Genomic DNA, 17,260 nt, shown 5'->3' with positions numbered 1-17,260 from the left:
GTGCTGGAAGCGGCAGTCGGAGCCTGCGTCCGTGCGGCGCGGCCGCCCGTGGGAGGTGCCGCATGCTGCTGATGCTGTCGCAATGGCTGCAGGGTCTGTCGCCCGAGTTCGGCTTTTTCCGCGTGTTCCAGTACCTCACGTTCCGGGCGGTGATGGCGGCCATGACGGCGCTGCTCATCGGCCTCATCGCGGGGCCCAAGGTGATCCGCGTGCTCACCTCGCTCAAGATCGGCCAGCCCATCCGGGGCTATGCCATGCAGACGCACCTGTCCAAGAGCGGCACGCCCACCATGGGCGGCGTGCTCATCCTGCTGTCGATCGCGATCTCGACCCTGTTGTGGTTCGACCTGTCCAACCGCTTCGTGTGGATCGTGCTCATCGTCACGCTGGGCTTTGGCGCGATCGGCTGGGTGGACGACTGGCGCAAGGTGGTCAACAAGGACCCCGAGGGCATGCGCTCGCGCGAGAAGTATTTCTGGCAGTCGGTCATCGGCCTGATCGCCGCGCTGTACCTCGTGTTCAGCATCTCGGAAAGCTCCAACGCCAAGGTGTGGGAGCTGTTCGTGGGCTGGGTGCAATCGGGCTTCTCGCTCGATTTGCCGCCCAAGGCGGGGCTGCAGCTGCCGTTCTTCAAGGAAATCAGCTACCCGCTCGGAGTGCTGGGCTTCGTGATCCTGACCTATCTCGTGATCGTGGGCTCCAGCAATGCCGTGAACCTGACCGACGGGCTGGACGGCCTGGCCATCATGCCCGTGGTGATGGTGGGCTCGGCGCTGGGCGTGTTCGCCTACGTCACCGGCAGCTCGGTGTATTCCAAGTACCTGTTCTTCCCGCACATCCCGGGCTCGGGGGAGCTGCTGATCTTCTGCGCGGCCATGGCGGGCGCGGGCCTGGCCTTCCTGTGGTTCAACGCGCACCCCGCGCAGGTGTTCATGGGCGACGTGGGCGCGCTGGCGCTGGGCGCGGCGCTGGGCACCATCGCCATCATCGTGCGCCAGGAGATCGTGCTGGCCATCATGGGGGGCATCTTCGTGGTCGAGGCGCTGTCCGTGATGCTGCAGGTGACCTGGTTCAAGTTCACCAAGAAACGCTACGGCGAAGGCCGGCGCCTGCTCAAGATGGCGCCGCTGCACCACCATTTTGAAAAGAGCGGCTGGAAGGAGACCCAGGTGGTCGTGCGCTTCTGGATCATCACCATGCTGCTGTGCCTCATCGGCCTGTCCACATTGAAACTGCGATGAACCCGGACGATCCCCTCATCCCGGCGGCACCAGCCGATCCTCCCGTGGCGGCCACGGGCATGGATGCGCCTGCCGGAACGCCGGAGGCGGAGCTGCCACCAGAGCGGTCCACGGCGGACGTGGTGCCGGGCGATCCAGGCGTGACCGACGTGGCCGGGCCCGGCGCGCTGTCCGCCGCCGAACCCGTGGACGCCACGGCCGGCGCGACGGAACCTGCGGCAAGCGCCGATGGCACGGCCGGGGCTCCCGGGCCCGCCACAGGCGCACGCGCAGCCAACGCGGCGGCCAATGCCTGGGACCCTGAAAAGCCGCCCGCGGTCTCCGCCGCCAAGGCCGCCGCCGATTTCGTGGCGCAGATTTTTGCCGAGGTGGCGGCCCCCGAGGCCGCGTCTGCGCTGCCGCAGGTGGCTGATGAAGAAGAAGCCACGCAGGACGCTCCAGCCGATGGGCCCGCCGAGCCCCTGGGCCGGCCCGGCGAAGGCCTGCGTCCGCTGCTGGGCCAGAAGATCCTCATCCTGGGCCTGGGCGCCTCGGGCCTGGCCATGGCGCGCTGGTGCGTGCGCTGTGGCGCCGAGGTCACCGTGGCCGACACGCGCGCCGCGCCGCCGCAGCTCGCGGTGCTGCAGCAGGAGCTGCCCCAGGTGCGTTTTGTGGCCGGTGGCTTCGACGCCAGCCTGGTCGAAGGCCAGGACCTGCATGCGGTCTACCGCTCACCGGGTTTGAGTCCTCAGACAATTGCTCCTGTTTTAGTAGCTGCCAGCGCTTGTGGAATAAGCGCTGGTGGTGAATTGAGCTTGTATTCCATGGCGCTGGGCGCGCTCAAGGCCTCGCACGGCTACGCCCCGGCGGTGCTGGCGATCACGGGCACCAACGGCAAGACCACGGTGACCTCGCTCACGGGGCAACTCGTGGAGCGCTCGGGCCAGAGCGTCGCCGTGGCCGGCAACATCGGCCCCACGCTGCTCGACACGCTCGCCAGCCACATCGACGCGGGCACGCTGCCCGAGGTGTGGGTGCTGGAACTCTCAAGCTTCCAGCTCGACGGCGTGACCGGGTTCGAGCCCACGGCGGCCACCGTGCTCAACGTCACGCAGGACCACCTGGACTGGCACGGCGACATGGCGGCCTATGCGGCGGCCAAGGCGCGCATCTTCGGCCAGGCCGGGCTCATGATCCTGAACCGCGAGGACGCGGCCGTGATGCAGATGTTGCCGCCGCCGGTCAAGGTCAAGCTGCAAAAGCCCCAGGTGCGCGAGCACCTGACGTTTGGCGCCGACATGCCCCAGCGCCCCGGCGACTTCGGCATCGAGGTGGTGAGCGGCATGCCCTGGCTGGTGCGCGCCATGGATGCGGACGAAACCCGCAAGCGTGGCCGCAACGAGGCCGCAGAGGACCTCCACATCCAGCGCCTGATGCCCGCTGACGCGCTGCGCATCCGGGGCCGCCACAACGCCGTGAACGCGCTGGCCGCACTGGCGCTGGCATCGGCGGCAGGCTGCACGCTGGCGCCCCTGCTGTACGGGCTGCGCGAGTACCGGGGCGAGCCGCACCGCGTGGAGCCCGTGGCCATCATCCACGGCGTCGAGTACTTCGACGACAGCAAGGGCACGAACGTGGGCGCCACGGTGGCGGCCCTCACCGGCCTGGGCGCGGAGCGCCGCATCGTGGTCATCCTGGGCGGCGATGGCAAGGGCCAGGATTTTTCTCCGCTGGCCGCGCCCGTGGCGCGCCATGCGCGCGCGGTGGTGCTGATCGGGCGCGATGCGCCGCAGATCCGCGCCGCGCTGCAGGACAGCGGCGTGGCACTGGTCGACGCCGAGACCCTGCCGCAGGCCGTGGAACTGGCCTCGCAGCGCGCCCATGCGGGCGATGCGGTGCTGATGTCGCCCGCCTGCGCGAGCTTTGACATGTTCAGGGGCTACGAGCACCGCGCCCAGGTCTTCTGCGACACGGTGCATGCCCTGGCGGACGATGCGACAGGAGGCGCGGCATGAGTGCACCGGCCAGCAGCTTCCTGCAGCGCGTGGCGGGCTGGTTCGGCGGCCTGCCCGGCAAGGCCGTGGACGTGCTGCCGGTGCGCGTGGGCGGCACCGACTACCGGCCCCGCACCACCAGCACGCCGGCGAGCGTGCTCGGGTTCGACCAGGCGCTGCTGTGGGTGGTGGTGGCGCTGCTCGCCTGGGGGCTGGTGATGGTGTATTCGGCCTCCATCGCGATGCCGGACAACCCGCGTTTTGCCAACTACGCCTCCACCCATTTCCTCACCCGCCACGTGATGTACCTCGTGGTCGGGTTCGTCGCGGCGCTGCTGGCCTTCCAGGTGCCCATGGCGCTGTGGGAGCGCATGGCGCCCTGGCTCTTCGTGGTGGCGCTGCTGCTGCTGGTGGCCGTGCTGATTCCCGGCGTGGGCAAGGTGGTCAATGGCGCGCGGCGCTGGCTGTCGCTCGGGCCCATCGGCTTTCAGCCCTCCGAGGTGGCCAAGTTCGCCGTGCTCATCTACGCGGCGGACTACATGGTGCGCAAGATGGACGTGAAGGAGCGGTTCTTCCGCGCCGTGCTGCCCATGGGGGCGGCCGTGGCCATCGTGGGCGTGCTGCTGCTGGCCGAACCGGACATGGGGGCCTTCATGGTGGTGGCGGTGATCGCCATGGGCATCCTGTTCCTGGGCGGCGTGAACGCCCGCATGTTCTTCCTGATCGCGGGCGTGCTGGTGGCGGCCTTCGGCATCATGATCGCCAGCTCCCCCTGGCGGCGCGAGCGCGTGTTCGCCTACCTGGATCCGTTCAGCGAGGAGCACGCCCTGGGCAAGGGCTACCAGCTCTCGCACTCGCTGATCGCCATCGGGCGCGGCGAGATCTTTGGCGTGGGCCTGGGCGGCAGCGTGGAAAAGCTGCACTGGCTGCCCGAGGCCCACACCGACTTCCTGCTGGCCGTGATCGGCGAGGAGTTCGGCCTGGTGGGCGTGGTCACGCTCATCGTGCTGTTCCTGTGGATGACGCGCCGCATCATGCACATCGGCCGCCAGGCCATCGCCCTCGACCGCGTGTTCGCGGGCCTCGTGGCGCAGGGCGTGGCGATCTGGATCGGCTTCCAGGCCTTCATCAACATGGGCGTGAACCTGGGCGCGCTGCCCACCAAGGGGCTCACGCTGCCGCTGATGAGCTTCGGCGGATCCGCCATCTTGATGAATCTGGTGGCATTGGCCGTGGTCTTGCGTGTGGACTATGAAAACAAATTGTTGATGAGGGGAGGGCGCGTATGACGCAAAAAACCGCCCTCATCATGGCCGGCGGCACCGGCGGCCACATCTTCCCCGGACTGGCCGTCGCCGAGGAGCTGCGTGCACGCGGCTGGCGCGTGCACTGGCTGGGCGCGCCGGGCAGCATGGAGTCGCGCATCGTGCCGCAGCACGGCTTCGCGCTGGAGCTCATCGACTTCTCGGGCGTGCGCGGCAAGGGACTTGTCACGCTGGCTTTGCTGCCGCTGCGCCTGCTGCGCGCGTTCTGGCAGGCGCTGGCCGTGGTGCGGCGCGTGAAGCCGGATGTGGTGGTGGGCCTGGGCGGCTACATCACCTTTCCGGGCGGCATGATGGGCGTGCTGGCCGGCAAGCCCCTGGTGCTGCACGAACAGAACTCCGTGGCCGGCATGGCCAACAAGGTGCTGGCAGGTGTCGCGGACCGCGTGTTCACGGCCTTCCCCGATGTGTTCAAGAAGGGCCAGTGGGTGGGCAACCCGCTGCGCACCGCCTTCACCCGGCAACCCGGCCCGGCCGAACGTTTTGCGGGCCGCTCCGGCCCGCTGCGCCTGCTGGTGGTGGGGGGCAGCCTGGGCGCACGGGCCCTCAACGAGATCGTGCCGCAGGCCGTCGCGCTGATGCCCGCCGAACAACGCCCCACCGTGGTCCACCAAAGCGGCGCGACGCAGATCGACGCGCTGCGCGCCCACTATGCGGCCGCCGGGGTCGATGCGGAGCTGACGCCATTCATCGACGACACCGCCAGCGCGTTTGCGGAGGCCGACATCATCGTCTGCCGCGCGGGGGCGAGCACCGTGACCGAAATCGCGGCCGTGGGCGCGGCGGCCGTGTTCGTGCCATTCCCTTCCGCCGTGGACGACCACCAGACCACCAACGCCCAGTTCCTGGTGAACGCCGGCGGCGGCTGGCTGGTGCAGCAACGCGACCTGACGCCCCAGGGGCTGTCCGGGATGCTATTGAATATGCAGCGTTCCACCCTGGTGGGTGTGGCGCTTAAAGCTAAAGACATGCAAAAAACCAACGCCACCCGCGAGGTGGTGACTGCCTGCGAGGAGCTTGCAACACCATGAAGCACGCCATTCGCCATATCCATTTCGTCGGCCTGGGCGGCGCCGGCATGAGCGGCATCGCCGAGGTGCTGTTCAACCTGGGCTACCGCATCTCGGGCTCCGACCTGGCCGACAGCGCCACGCTGCGCCGCCTGGAGGGCCTGGGCATCAAGACCTGCCTGGGCCACGCGGCGGCGCACATCGAAGGCGCCGATGCCGTGGTCACGTCCACGGCCGTCACGCCCGACAACCCCGAGGTGCTCGCAGCCCGGGAAAAGAAGATCCCGGTCGTACCCCGCGCGCTCATGCTGGCCGAGCTGATGCGCCTGAAGCAGGGCATCGCCATCGCGGGCACGCACGGCAAGACCACCACCACCAGCCTCGTGACCAGCGTGCTGGCCGAGGCGGGCCTGGACCCCACCTTCGTGATCGGCGGGCGACTGAACAGCGCGGGGGCCAACGCCAAGCTGGGCAGCGGCGACTACATCGTGGTCGAGGCCGACGAGTCGGATGCCTCGTTCCTGAACCTGCTGCCCGTGATGGCCGTGGTGACCAACATCGACGCCGACCACATGGACACCTACGGGCACGACTTCGGCCGGCTCAAGGGCGCGTTCGTCGACTTCCTGCACCGCATGCCGTTCTACGGCACGGCCGTGCTGTGCGTGGACAGCCCGGCCGTGCGCGACATCCTGCAAAGCGTGACCTGCCCGATCACGAGCTACGGCTTTTCCGAAGATGCCCAGGTGCGTGCCATCAATGTGCGCGCCGAGGCGGGGCAGATGCGCTTCACCGTGCAGCGGCGCAACGGCGTCACCTTGCCCGACCTGGACATCGTGCTCAACCTCGCGGGCGAGCACAACGTGCTCAACGCGCTGTCGGCCATCGCCATCGCCGTGGAGCTGAACATCCCCGACGAGGCCGTGCAGCGCGCGCTCGCCGGCTTCAAGGGGGTGGGGCGGCGCTTCCAGAGCTACGGCAACCTTCCCGCCCGGGATGGCGGCCAGTTCACCGTGATCGACGACTACGGCCACCACCCGGTGGAGATGGCCGCCACGTTGGCAGCGGCGCGCGGCGCCTTCCCGGGCCGCCGCCTGGTGCTGGCCTTCCAGCCCCACCGCTACAGCCGCACGCGCGACTGTTTCGAGGATTTCGTGAAGGTCATCGGCCATGCCGACACCGTGCTGCTGACCGAGGTGTACGCCGCCGGCGAGGCGCCCGTGGTGGCGGCCGACGGCCGTTCACTGGCGCGCGCGCTGCGCGTGGCCGGCCGCGTGGAGCCGGTGTTCATCGACAACGTGGCCGACCTGCCGCAGGCCATCGCCGACAACGCGAAGGACGGCGACGTGGTGATGTGCATGGGCGCGGGCTCCATCGGCGCCGTGCCCGGCAAGGTGGTTGATTTGCTACAAAATAATGAGCTTAAGGCGCTGGAGGGGAGCGCGCTATGACCCTTTTTGATTCGAATTTTGATGTGAAGTCCCTGGGCAAGGTGGCCGTGCTGATGGGCGGCGACTCGGCCGAGCGCGAGGTGTCGCTGATGTCCGGCAGCGGCGTGCTGCAGGCCCTGCGCTCGCGCGGCGTGGACGCGCATGCGTTCGACCCCGCGCAGAACCCGCTGGGCGATCTCAAGCGCGACGGCTATGCCCGCTGCTTCATCGCGCTGCACGGCCGCCATGGCGAAGACGGCACGGTGCAGGGCGCGCTCGAACTGCTGGGCATCCCCTACACGGGCCCGGGCGTGATGGCCTCGGCCATCGCGATGGACAAGGTCATGACCAAGCGGGTGTGGCTGGCCGAGGGCCTGCCCACGCCGCGCTACGTGTGGCTGGCGCCCGACCGCCAGCAGCGCGAGGTGGTGCGCACCGTGCCCGACGAGCTGGGCCTGCCGCTCATCGTCAAGCCGCCGCGCGAGGGCTCGTCCATCGGCGTGACCAAGGTGCGCGGCTATTCGGACATGCAGGAGGCCGTGCAGCTCTCCGCGAAATACGACCCCGATGTGCTCTGCGAGGAATTCATCGACGGCGAGGAAGTCACCTGCGCCGTGCTGGGCCAGGGCGCCGGCGCGCGCGCGCTGCCCGTGATCCGCATCGTGGCGCCCGACGGTGCCTACGACTACCAGAACAAGTATTTCACCGACGACGTGAAATACCAATGCCCGAGCGGCCTGCCCGAAGCGGAAGAGCGCGGGATCCAGCGCATCGTGCTGGACGCCTACCGCAGCCTGGGCTGCCGGGGCTGGAGCCGCGCCGACCTGATGCTGCGCGCCAGCGACCGCAAGCCCTTTCTGCTGGAGATGAACACCTCGCCGGGCATGACGGGCCATTCCCTCGTGCCCATGGCCGCGCGCGCTGCGGGCATCAGCTACGAGGAGCTGTGCCTGCGCATCCTGGCCGATGCCGTGCTCGACACGCAAGGAGCCGCCGCCAAATGAACTCCGCGCTGCCCGCACCGCTGGACGTCAAGCTCATGAACCTGACCGCGTCGGTCCTGTTCGTGGGCTGCGCCCTGCTCGTGCTGGCGGCGGGTGCCTGGTGGATGCTGCGCTATCCGGGCTTCGCGATCGCGCGCATCGTGGTGCAGGGGGAGCTGGTGCACAACAACGCCGTCACCCTGCGGGCCAATGTGGCGCCGCACCTCGCGGGCAACTTCTTCACGGTGGACCTGCGCGCCGCGCGCGCGGCGTTCGAGCAAGTGCCCTGGGTGCGCCGCGCCGAGGTGCGGCGGGTCTACCCCGGCAGCCTGCAGGTGGAGCTGCAGGAACACGAGGCCGTGGCGTACTGGGGACCGGAGAGCGGCTCGGCCATGGTCAACCGGCAGGGCGAGGTGTTCGAGGCCAACGTGGGCGATGTGGAGCAGGACGGCCTGCCCCGCCTGCTGGGCCCCGCGGGCAGTTCCCCCGAGGTGCTGCAGATGTTTGGGCTGCTGCAACCGGTGTTCAAGCCCCTGGGGCTGGAGGTCGAGTCCCTGGAACTGACCGGCCGGGGCGGCTGGCGCGCCAGGCTCGACAGCGACGCGGTGGTGGAGCTGGGGGGCGGGGCACCGCAGGAGGTGGTGCAGCGCACGCAGCGCTTCACGCGCACCTTGACCCAGGTGGCGGCGCAGTACGGCCGGCGCGTGGAGTCCCTGGAATCCGCGGACCTGCGGCACGCCGGGGGGTATGCGCTGCGCATGCGCGGCGTGAGCACCGTGATCCCCGATGCCATGGGCGCCGCGGGTGGCGTGCGCAGGAGGTGACGGCATGCAACAGCAGCAGCAACAGCGGTGCGTGGCGTGGAGAGCGGGGCGGTTCGTGAATGAGGCCGGGGTGCGGCGGGACAGAACAGAGAAGGGCAGAGACTGATATGGCAAGAGAATACAAAGACGTCGTGGTGGGGCTGGACATCGGCACGGCCAAGGTCATGGCCGTGGTGGCCGAGGTTCTGCCCAATGGCGAGCTCAAGCTCGCAGGCCTGGGCGTGGCCCCGAGCAATGGCTTGAAGCGCGGCGTGGTGGTGAACATCGACGCCACCGTGCAGAGCATCCAGCAGGCGCTGAAGGAAGCCGAGCTGATGGCCGACTGCAAGATCCAGCGCGTGTACACCGGCATCACGGGCAGCCATATCCGGGGCCTTAATTCCAGCGGCATGGTGGCCGTGAAGGACAAGGAGGTCACCTCGGCCGACGTGGCGCGTGTGGTGGAAACGGCCAAGGCCATCAACATCAGCAGCGACCAGCGCCTGCTGCTGGTGGAGCCGCAGGAGTTCGTGATCGACGGGCAGGATGTGAAGGAGCCCATCGGCATGAGCGGCATCCGCCTGGAGGCCAAGATCCACATCGTGACCGGTGCGCAGAGCGCGGCCGAGAACATCATCAAGTGCGTGCGCCGCTGCGGCCTGGAGGTCGAGCAGCTCATGCTCAACCCCCTGGCCAGCAGCCAGGCGGTGCTGACGGATGACGAGCGCGAGCTGGGCGTGGTGGTGGTCGACATCGGCGCGGGCACGACCGACGTGGCCATCTTCACCGGCGGCGCGATCCGCCACACGGCGGTGATCCCGATCGCGGGCGACCTCATCACCAGCGACATCGCCATGGCGCTGCGCACGCCCACGAAGGACGCCGAGGACATCAAGGTCGAGAGCGGCTACGCCAAGCAGCTGCTGGCCGACCCCGAGGCGCAGGTGGAAGTGCCGGGCCTGGGCGACCGCAGCCCCCGCATGCTCAGCAAGCAGGCGCTGGCCGGCGTGATCGAGCCGCGCGTGGAAGAGATCTTCTCGCTCGTGCAGCAGGTGGTGCGCGAGTCGGGGTATGAAGAAGTGCTGTCGTCGGGCATCGTGCTCACGGGCGGCAGCTCGGTCATGCCCGGGATGATCGAGCTGGGCGAGGACATCTTCCTGAAGCCCGTGCGGCGCGGCATTCCGAAGTATTCCAGCGCCTTGTCTGACATGGTGGCACAGCCCCGGGCTGCTACCGTCATGGGCCTACTGGAAGAGGCGCGCCTGGCGCGGCTGCGCGGCTTCAAGGTGGCACAGAAAAGCGGTTCCATGAAGACGGCGTTTGGCCGTTTCAAGGACTTCATCGTGGGGAATTTCTGACCATGAAATTTCCTCTTTGGCTGGCGAGAGGCAGTCCGCACCGAATACCGCGTGGGCGATGGCGACGATGTACCGGACCGCCATCCCCGCTGCGCACGATGACATACCGAACAACCCATTGGCAGTTGCACACGAGATTGCAAACGAATTCAGTGAAAGAAACAGGAGCTCCAACATGACCATCGAAATGATCGAAGCCGAAGAATTCAACCAGGGCACCCAGATCAAGGTGATCGGCGTGGGCGGCGGCGGCAGCAACGCCGTCGAGCACATGATTGCCCGCAGCGTGCAGGGCGTGGAGTTTGTCTGCGCCAACACCGACGCGCAGGCATTGACCCGCAGCTCGGCCCATCGCCACATCCAGCTGGGCGGCAGCGGCCTGGGCGCCGGCAGCAAGCCCGACAAGGGCCGCGAAGCCGCCGAGGCCGCGGTGGACGACATCCGCCTGGCCATCGACGGCGCGCACATGCTGTTCATCACGGCCGGCATGGGCGGCGGCACGGGCACGGGCGCCGCACCCGTGATCGCCCGCGTGGCCAAGGAAATGGGCATCCTCACCGTGGGCGTGGTCACCAAGCCCTTCGACTGGGAAGGCGGCCGCCGCATGACCAACGCCGACAACGGCCTGGCCGAGCTCGAAGCCAACGTGGATTCGCTGATCGTGGTGCTCAACGAGAAGCTGCTGGAAGTCCTGGGCGATGACATCACCCAGGACGAAGCCTTCGCCCATGCCAACGACGTGCTCAAGAACGCCGTGGGCGGCATCGCCGAAATCATCAACGAATACGGCCACGTGAACGTCGACTTCGAAGACGTGCGCACCGTGATGGGCGAGCCCGGCAAGGCCATGATGGGCACGGCCACCGCCAGCGGCCCGGACCGCGCCCGCATCGCCGCCGAACAGGCCGTGGCCTGCCCGCTGCTGGAAGGCATCGACCTGTCGGGCGCCAAGGGCGTGCTGGTGCTGGTGACGGCCGCCAAGGGCAGCCTGAAGCTGTCCGAATCGCGCCTGGCCATGAGCACCATCAATGCCTACGCCTCGCCCGACGCGCACGTGATCTACGGCGCTGCCTATGACGACAGCCTGGGCGACGAGATCCGCGTGACCGTGGTGGCCACCGGCCTGTCGCGCCCCAACGCGCGCCGCCAGCCGATTTCGGTGGTGCAGGGCGGCCTGCGCACCGGCACGGACAACGTGGCCTACCAGATGCCCATCGCGGGCACGGGGGCCCTGGGCTCGGCCATGGGCGTGCAGGGCGGCCATGCCGGCAGCGCGCAGGCCGACTACGGCAGCATGTCGGTGCCCAGCGTGTGGCGTACCAACCGCACCCAGGCCGCGGCGCGCGTGGACGCGCTGTCCTCGGGCGGCATGGACGACCTGGAGATTCCGGCCTTCCTGCGCAAGCAGGCGGATTGATTCGGTACTCCCCCTGAGCGGCTACGCCGCTTCACCCCCTCTCTCGCTGCGCGGGAGGGGGCGAGGTCTGCGGCTCCCAGCCCGCCTGCGCGGGCTGGGACAGACCGAGCGCCCCTTGACTCTGGCAAGGGGTTTCTCGACATGCGCGGCGGGGCGGCCCTTGCGCGGTGTCTCTGGCATTGGGCCGTGACGGTTTCCACCACCGCGCTTCCTATTTGGCTCGTATGCTCCTCAGCTGCGCAGTCACCGCCGTCTGGTTGCGCGTGGCGCGTATGCAGTCGCTGCGGGGCGCTACCCACGCGTCTCCTGCAGCTTGTAAGCCGCCCCTGCGACTCTCCGTTTTCTATCAGGGTCATAGGAAGCGGCGGATGGTTTTTGCGGGGTCCCCCCACTAAAATCCCCGGATGCTCCAGCAACGCACCCTCAAGACGATCACCCGCGCCGTGGGCGTGGGCCTGCACAGTGGCCAGCGGGTCGAGCTGACCCTGCGGCCTGCGCAGCCGGACACCGGGATCGTGTTCCGCAGGGTGGACCTGCCGCAGCCGGTGGACATCCCCATCCGGGCGGAGGCCGTGACCGACACCCGCCTGGCGTCCACCATCGCCGTGGGCAATGCGAAGGTACACACCGTGGAGCACCTCATGTCGGCCTGCGCGGGGCTGGGCATCGACAACCTCTATGTGGACATCACCGCCGAAGAGGTGCCCATCCTGGATGGCTCTTCGGCATCGTTCGTGTTCCTGCTGCAAAGCGCGGGCATCGAGCTGCAGAACGCCCCCAAGCGCTTCATCCGCGTCACCCGCCCGGTGGAAGTGCGCGAAGGCGAGGGCGCCGCGGCCAAGTGGGCTCGGCTTGCGCCCTACCACGGCTACAAGCTCAGCTTCGAGATCGACTTCGACCACCCCGCCGTGGATTCCACGGGCCAGCGCGTGGAGTTCGACATGGGGCAAGGCAACTACAGCCGCGACATCGCCCGCGCGCGCACCTTCGGCTTCACGCGCGATGTGGAGATGATGCGCTCCAACGGCCTGGCGCTGGGCGGCGGCCTCGACAACGCCATCGTGATGGACGACTACAAGGTGCTCAACAGCGACGGGCTGCGCTACGACGACGAGTTCGTCAAGCACAAGATCCTGGACGCGATGGGCGACCTGTACCTGATCGGCAAGCCTCTGCTCGCGGCCTACAGCGCCTTCCGCTCGGGCCACGCCATGAACAACCTGCTGCTGCGCGAGCTGCTGGCCCAGCGCGATGCCTGGGAGGTCGTCACGTTCGAGGACGAGCGCCAGGCGCCCGGCGGGTTTGCCCAGCCGGCGCGCGCCTGGTGAGCATGAAGCACCATCCCCGGGCCACAGCCCGGAGCCACCTGCCAGTGCCGCGCCCGTTTTCACGGCGCCGGGAGTCCCTGACATGCTGATCTTTCGCTGGCTGGCCATGCTGCTGCTCCTGGCGGCGGCCGTGTCGTTTGCCTTCTATGCCGGCACGGGGCAGGCGCGCTACAAGCGCCTGGGGCTCGTCATCCTCAAGTGGACGGTGATCGCGGCCGTCTTCTTCTTTGCGGTGGTCCTCATCGGGCGCCTCGCCTGACCGAGAGGCTCCGCGGCGCGGTTTTTTCTCTCTGGCCTATACTCGCGCCTGCTCCGGGGTGTGCGTAAGCGCTGAGATGCGAGGTGGCTGAAGAAATTCGGCAGGCCTTGCGAACCCGACGAACTTGATCCGGTTCATACCGGCGGAAGAAGAGCCGACCTCCTTGTCTCCGTGCCCGCAGTCCCTGCTGGCACGCCATGCCTCAGGTGCAGCCGCACCCGAGGGGCGCACAGGTCCATTCCGGAGCAGCACCCACCGCCACCGGAACCAGGAGACCTGCCCATGAACGCCCCCGACCCCCACGCCAAGCTGGCCACCCCCGAGAAGTTCGCCGAGTTGCTCGCACGCACGCGCGAACCCTTTCCTGCCTCACGCAAGGCCTACCTCCCCGGCCACCTGCACACCGATCTGCGCGTGCCCGTGCGCGACATTGCGCTGACCAACGGCGAACTGGTCAGCGTGTACGACACCTCCGGCCCGTATACCGACCCCGAGGCTGCGATCGATGTGCGCAAGGGCCTGGCGGGAGTGCGCGGCGGCTGGATCACCGGCCGTGGCGACGTGGAGCACTACGAAGGCCGCGCGCCCGTGGCGCTGGACGATGGCCAGAAGAGCGAAGACGCCACCCGTCTGGCCCAGCTGCGCGCCGAGGCCGCGGCCCTGCAGCGCAAGCCCTTGCGCGCCAAGGCGGGTGCCAACGTCACGCAGATGCACTATGCGAAGAAGGGCATCGTCACGCCCGAGATGGAATACGTGGCCATCCGCGAGAACGGCAAGCGCGAGTGGATGGAGCAGTACATGGCCGACGCTGGCCGCGAGCAGCGGCTGATGGGCAACCCCATGGGCGCAAGCATCCCCAAGATCATCACCCCCGAATTCGTGCGCGACGAAGTGGCCCGGGGCCGCGCCATCATTCCCGCCAACATCAACCACCCCGAGGTGGAGCCCATGGCCATCGGGCGCAACTTCAAGGTCAAGATCAACGCCAACATCGGCAACTCGGCCGTCACGTCGAGCATCGAGGAAGAGGTGGAAAAACTCGTCTGGGCCATCCGCTGGGGTGCCGACAACGTGATGGATCTCTCGACCGGCAAGAACATCCACACCACGCGCGACTGGATCGTGCGCAACTCGCCCGTGCCCATCGGCACGGTGCCGATCTACCAGGCGCTCGAAAAGGTGGGCGGCGTGGCCGAGGACCTGACCTGGGCCATCTTCCGCGACACGCTCATCGAGCAGGCCGAGCAGGGCGTGGACTACTTCACCATCCACGCGGGCGTGCGCCTGGCCTACATCCACCTCACCGCGCAGCGGCGCACGGGCATCGTCTCGCGCGGCGGCTCCATCATGGCCAAGTGGTGCATGGCGCACCACCGCGAGAGCTTCCTGTACGAGCATTTCGAGGACATCTGCGACATCATGAAGGCGTACGACGTGTCGTTCAGCCTGGGCGACGGCCTGCGCCCCGGCTGCGCATCGGACGCCAACGACGAGGCGCAGTTCGCCGAGCTGCACACGCTGGGCGAGCTGACCCAGGTGGCCTGGAAGCACGACGTGCAGACCATGATCGAAGGCCCCGGCCACGTGCCCATGCACATGATCCAGGCCAACATGACCGAGCAGCTCAAGACCTGCCACGAGGCGCCGTTCTACACCCTGGGCCCGCTGACCATCGACATCGCACCGGGCTACGACCACATCGCATCGGCCATCGGTGCGGCCATGATCGGCTGGATGGGCACGGCCATGCTGTGCTACGTGACGCCCAAGGAGCACCTGGGCCTGCCCGACCGCGACGACGTCAAGCAGGGGATCATCGCGTACAAGATCGCCGCGCACGCGGCCGACGTGGCCAAGGGCCACCCGGGGGCCCGCGCGCGCGACGACGCGCTCTCCCAGGCGCGTTTCGACTTCCGCTGGCAGGACCAGTTCAACCTGGGCCTGGACCCCGACACGGCCAAGGAATACCACGACGAAACGCTGCCCAAGGACAGCGCCAAGGTGGCGCACTTCTGCTCCATGTGCGGCCCCAAGTTTTGCTCCATGAAGATCACGCAGGAAGTGCGCGAATTTGCCGCCCAGAAGGGCGTGGCGGAGGCCGAGGCGCTGGCCCAGGGCATGCAGACCAAGGCGGCGGAATTCCAGCAGCGCGGCGGGCAGTTCTACATTCCCGTGACACCGGTGGCATAAGCCCGCCTACTGACCCCGGGGATTCCCTGCAAAGGGCCCCGGGGCGGTGCTTACCCTGTGCGGCGGGGGCGGCAGCCCGGCATATAGTCCGGCCACACTCGGTTCAGAAGACCGGGGGGAGGGCGTGGCACCAAATTTGCTATGCTGGATTGTCTGTTAAAAATTGTAAGGAAGAGCCATGAATGCTCTGGGCCGCTTCTCCATCCGCACGCGCCTTTACTTCGGAACCGTCTTTTCCCTGATCCTGCTTGTTGTCATCGGCGCCATGGGCTACGTGGCGCTGGACCGCACGCGCGGCACGCTGCAGGTGCTGTTCTCGCAGCGCGTACAGACCCTCACCGACATGTCGGAGCTGCGCACCACGCTGGGCGACCTGCGCCGTACCGAAAAAGACATCATCATCAACTTCAACAACTCGGTCGAGGTCTCCGCGCTGCGCGAGACCTGGGCCAAGACACTGGCCGCGCTGCGCAAGAGCCTGGCCGACGTGCGCCAGGTGCAGTCGGGCGATGCGGCCTTCGTCGAGTCCATCGACAAGTCGCTGGCCGAGATCAAGCAGTACGAAACCGGCATTTCCCCCATCTTCGAGAAGATCGAGGGCGCGCAGCTCGATGGTGCCGGCGGCGGCGCCTATGCCGACCGGCTCAAGGTCCACATGGAGGCCACCGACAAGCTGTTCTCCAGCCTGGCCACCACGGCCCGCGCGCAGATGGACGAGGCCCGCGCGGGCGTGGAGTCGCGCACCTCCACCATGTCGGCCTTCATCGGCATCGGCCTGCTGCTGGGGCTGGCCGTGCTGATCCCGCTCACGTTCTTCAGCGTGCGCTCCATCACCGGATCGCTGCGCCAGGCGCAGGAGCTGGCCGACCGCATCGCCAGCGGCGACCTGTCGCGCGATGTGGAGGCCATGAACCAGGATGAGGTGGGCCAGCTGGTGGCCGCCATGGGGCGCATGCAGGATGCGCTGCGCGGCCTGGTGCGCCAGGTGCAGGACACGGCGGGCAACATCTCCACCGCCAGCTCCGAGATCGCCAGCGGCAACCACGACCTGAGCCACCGCACCGAGCAGACGGCGGCCAATCTGGAGGAAACCGCTTCGTCCATGGAGATGCTGACCAGCACCGTGCAGCAAAGCGCGCAGTCCTCGCGCCAGGCCAGCGACTTCGCCTCCACGGCCGCCGAGGTGGCCGCGCGCGGCGGCACCGTGGTGTCGCAGGTGGTGACCACCATGGACCAGATCACCACCAGCTCGCGCAAGATCGCCGACATCACGGGTGTGATCGACTCCATCGCCTTCCAGACGAACATCCTGGCGCTCAATGCCGCGGTCGAGGCCGCGCGCGCGGGCGAACAGGGCCGCGGCTTTGCCGTGGTGGCGAGCGAGGTGCGCAGCCTCGCGCAGCGCAGCGCAGAGGCCGCCAAGGAGATCAAGGGCCTCATCAGCTCCTCGGTGGAGCGTGTCGAGGACGGCTCGCGCCTCGTGAGCCAGGCCGGCCAGACCATGACCGAGATCGTGAGCAGCGTGCGCCGCGTGTCCGACATCATTGGCGAGATCACCGCTTCGTCGGCCGAGCAGAGCGACAACATCGGCCAGATCAGCCAGGCCGTCTCGCAGCTCGACCAGATGACGCAGCAGAACGCGGCCCTGGTGGAGCAGTCCACCGCGGCCTCGGAATCGCTGCGCGAACAGGCGGTGCAGCTGACCAGCGCGGTCCGCCAGTTCAAGCTGCAAGGGGGGGGCTCGGAGCTGCCCTCCTCGCCTTCATCGGCACCGCTGGCCTCGCCCGCGCCCGCCGTTTCACCGGCGGGCCGGCGCCCCGCGCTGCAGATCCGCTGATCCCAAGCGTTTTGGGCCTCTAGCGCTTGATTGTCAAGCGCGGATTGCTATTAAAAAAGTAGCAAAATGATCCCGGTGGTGCACCGTCACCGAGAGGGCCTGTGGCGCG

Annotated in this window: 13 protein-coding genes and 1 riboswitch; all 13 genes read left to right on the top strand. The window is 68.2% G+C overall.

The window, feature by feature from the left end:
• The first annotated feature begins 62 nt into the window (after positions 1-62).
• The 13 genes from mraY to AC1RVY_RS04780 all read left to right on the top strand — a co-directional run bounded on the left by mraY (position 63) and on the right by AC1RVY_RS04780 (position 17,151).
• Positions 63-1,241, top strand: a complete 1,179-nt coding sequence (gene mraY / locus AC1RVY_RS04840; RefSeq protein ID WP_218293295.1) for a phospho-N-acetylmuramoyl-pentapeptide-transferase — start codon at positions 63-65, stop codon at positions 1,239-1,241.
• Positions 1,238-3,235 carry a UDP-N-acetylmuramoyl-L-alanine--D-glutamate ligase gene (gene murD / locus AC1RVY_RS04835; protein WP_492805548.1) on the top strand — a complete coding sequence of 666 codons (1,998 nt, stop codon included), beginning with the start codon at positions 1,238-1,240 and terminating at the stop codon, positions 3,233-3,235. The genes mraY and murD overlap by 4 nt, the downstream gene beginning before the upstream one ends.
• Positions 3,232-4,503, top strand: a complete 1,272-nt coding sequence (gene ftsW, locus AC1RVY_RS04830) for a putative lipid II flippase FtsW (protein WP_218340437.1) — start codon at positions 3,232-3,234, stop codon at positions 4,501-4,503. The genes murD and ftsW overlap by 4 nt, the downstream gene beginning before the upstream one ends.
• Entirely contained in the window at positions 4,500-5,567 is a 1,068-nt protein-coding gene (murG, locus tag AC1RVY_RS04825) for an undecaprenyldiphospho-muramoylpentapeptide beta-N-acetylglucosaminyltransferase (RefSeq protein ID WP_492805547.1), read from the top strand. The genes ftsW and murG overlap by 4 nt, the downstream gene beginning before the upstream one ends.
• Positions 5,564-6,997, top strand: coding sequence for a UDP-N-acetylmuramate--L-alanine ligase (gene murC / locus AC1RVY_RS04820; RefSeq protein ID WP_218340435.1), 1,434 nt, complete (start codon positions 5,564-5,566; stop codon positions 6,995-6,997). Before murG ends, murC begins: the two co-directional genes overlap by 4 nt.
• Positions 6,994-7,980 carry a D-alanine--D-alanine ligase gene (locus AC1RVY_RS04815; RefSeq protein ID WP_492805546.1) on the top strand — a complete coding sequence of 329 codons (987 nt, stop codon included), beginning with the start codon at positions 6,994-6,996 and terminating at the stop codon, positions 7,978-7,980. The genes murC and AC1RVY_RS04815 overlap by 4 nt, the downstream gene beginning before the upstream one ends.
• The gene (locus AC1RVY_RS04810; protein ID WP_218293301.1) at positions 7,977-8,783 is read left to right on the top strand and encodes a cell division protein FtsQ/DivIB; all 807 of its coding nucleotides are present in this window, start codon (positions 7,977-7,979) and stop codon (positions 8,781-8,783) included. Before AC1RVY_RS04815 ends, AC1RVY_RS04810 begins: the two co-directional genes overlap by 4 nt.
• A 107-nt stretch (positions 8,784-8,890) precedes the next feature.
• Entirely contained in the window at positions 8,891-10,120 is a 1,230-nt protein-coding gene (ftsA, locus tag AC1RVY_RS04805; RefSeq protein ID WP_008903721.1) for a cell division protein FtsA, read from the top strand.
• 175 nt (positions 10,121-10,295) lie between these two features.
• Positions 10,296-11,537, top strand: a complete 1,242-nt coding sequence (gene ftsZ, locus AC1RVY_RS04800) for a cell division protein FtsZ (protein ID WP_218293302.1) — start codon at positions 10,296-10,298, stop codon at positions 11,535-11,537.
• Positions 11,538-11,941: 404 nt separating this feature from the next.
• The gene (gene lpxC / locus AC1RVY_RS04795; RefSeq protein WP_218340434.1) at positions 11,942-12,865 is read left to right on the top strand and encodes a UDP-3-O-acyl-N-acetylglucosamine deacetylase; all 924 of its coding nucleotides are present in this window, start codon (positions 11,942-11,944) and stop codon (positions 12,863-12,865) included.
• Between the two features lie 82 nt (positions 12,866-12,947).
• Positions 12,948-13,124 (top strand): hypothetical protein, encoded by a 177-nt coding sequence (locus tag AC1RVY_RS04790; RefSeq protein ID WP_218293304.1) that lies wholly within the window; start codon positions 12,948-12,950, stop codon positions 13,122-13,124.
• Positions 13,125-13,168: 44 nt separating this feature from the next.
• Positions 13,169-13,292: riboswitch (TPP riboswitch) on the top strand.
• A 141-nt stretch (positions 13,293-13,433) separates the two neighbouring features.
• Positions 13,434-15,314: a phosphomethylpyrimidine synthase ThiC gene (gene thiC / locus AC1RVY_RS04785; protein ID WP_218294387.1), complete on the top strand. Its 1,881-nt coding sequence runs from the start codon at positions 13,434-13,436 to the stop codon at positions 15,312-15,314.
• A gap of 178 nt (positions 15,315-15,492) precedes the next feature.
• Positions 15,493-17,151: a methyl-accepting chemotaxis protein gene (locus AC1RVY_RS04780; protein ID WP_218293305.1), complete on the top strand. Its 1,659-nt coding sequence runs from the start codon at positions 15,493-15,495 to the stop codon at positions 17,149-17,151.
• Positions 17,152-17,260: the final 109 nt, after the last annotated feature.

The sequence above is a fragment of the Acidovorax sp. GW821-FHT11A03 genome, from assembly GCF_058809075.1.
Note: the sequence above shows the minus strand (reverse complement) of the source record. Positions and strands in the feature narration are given on the sequence as shown.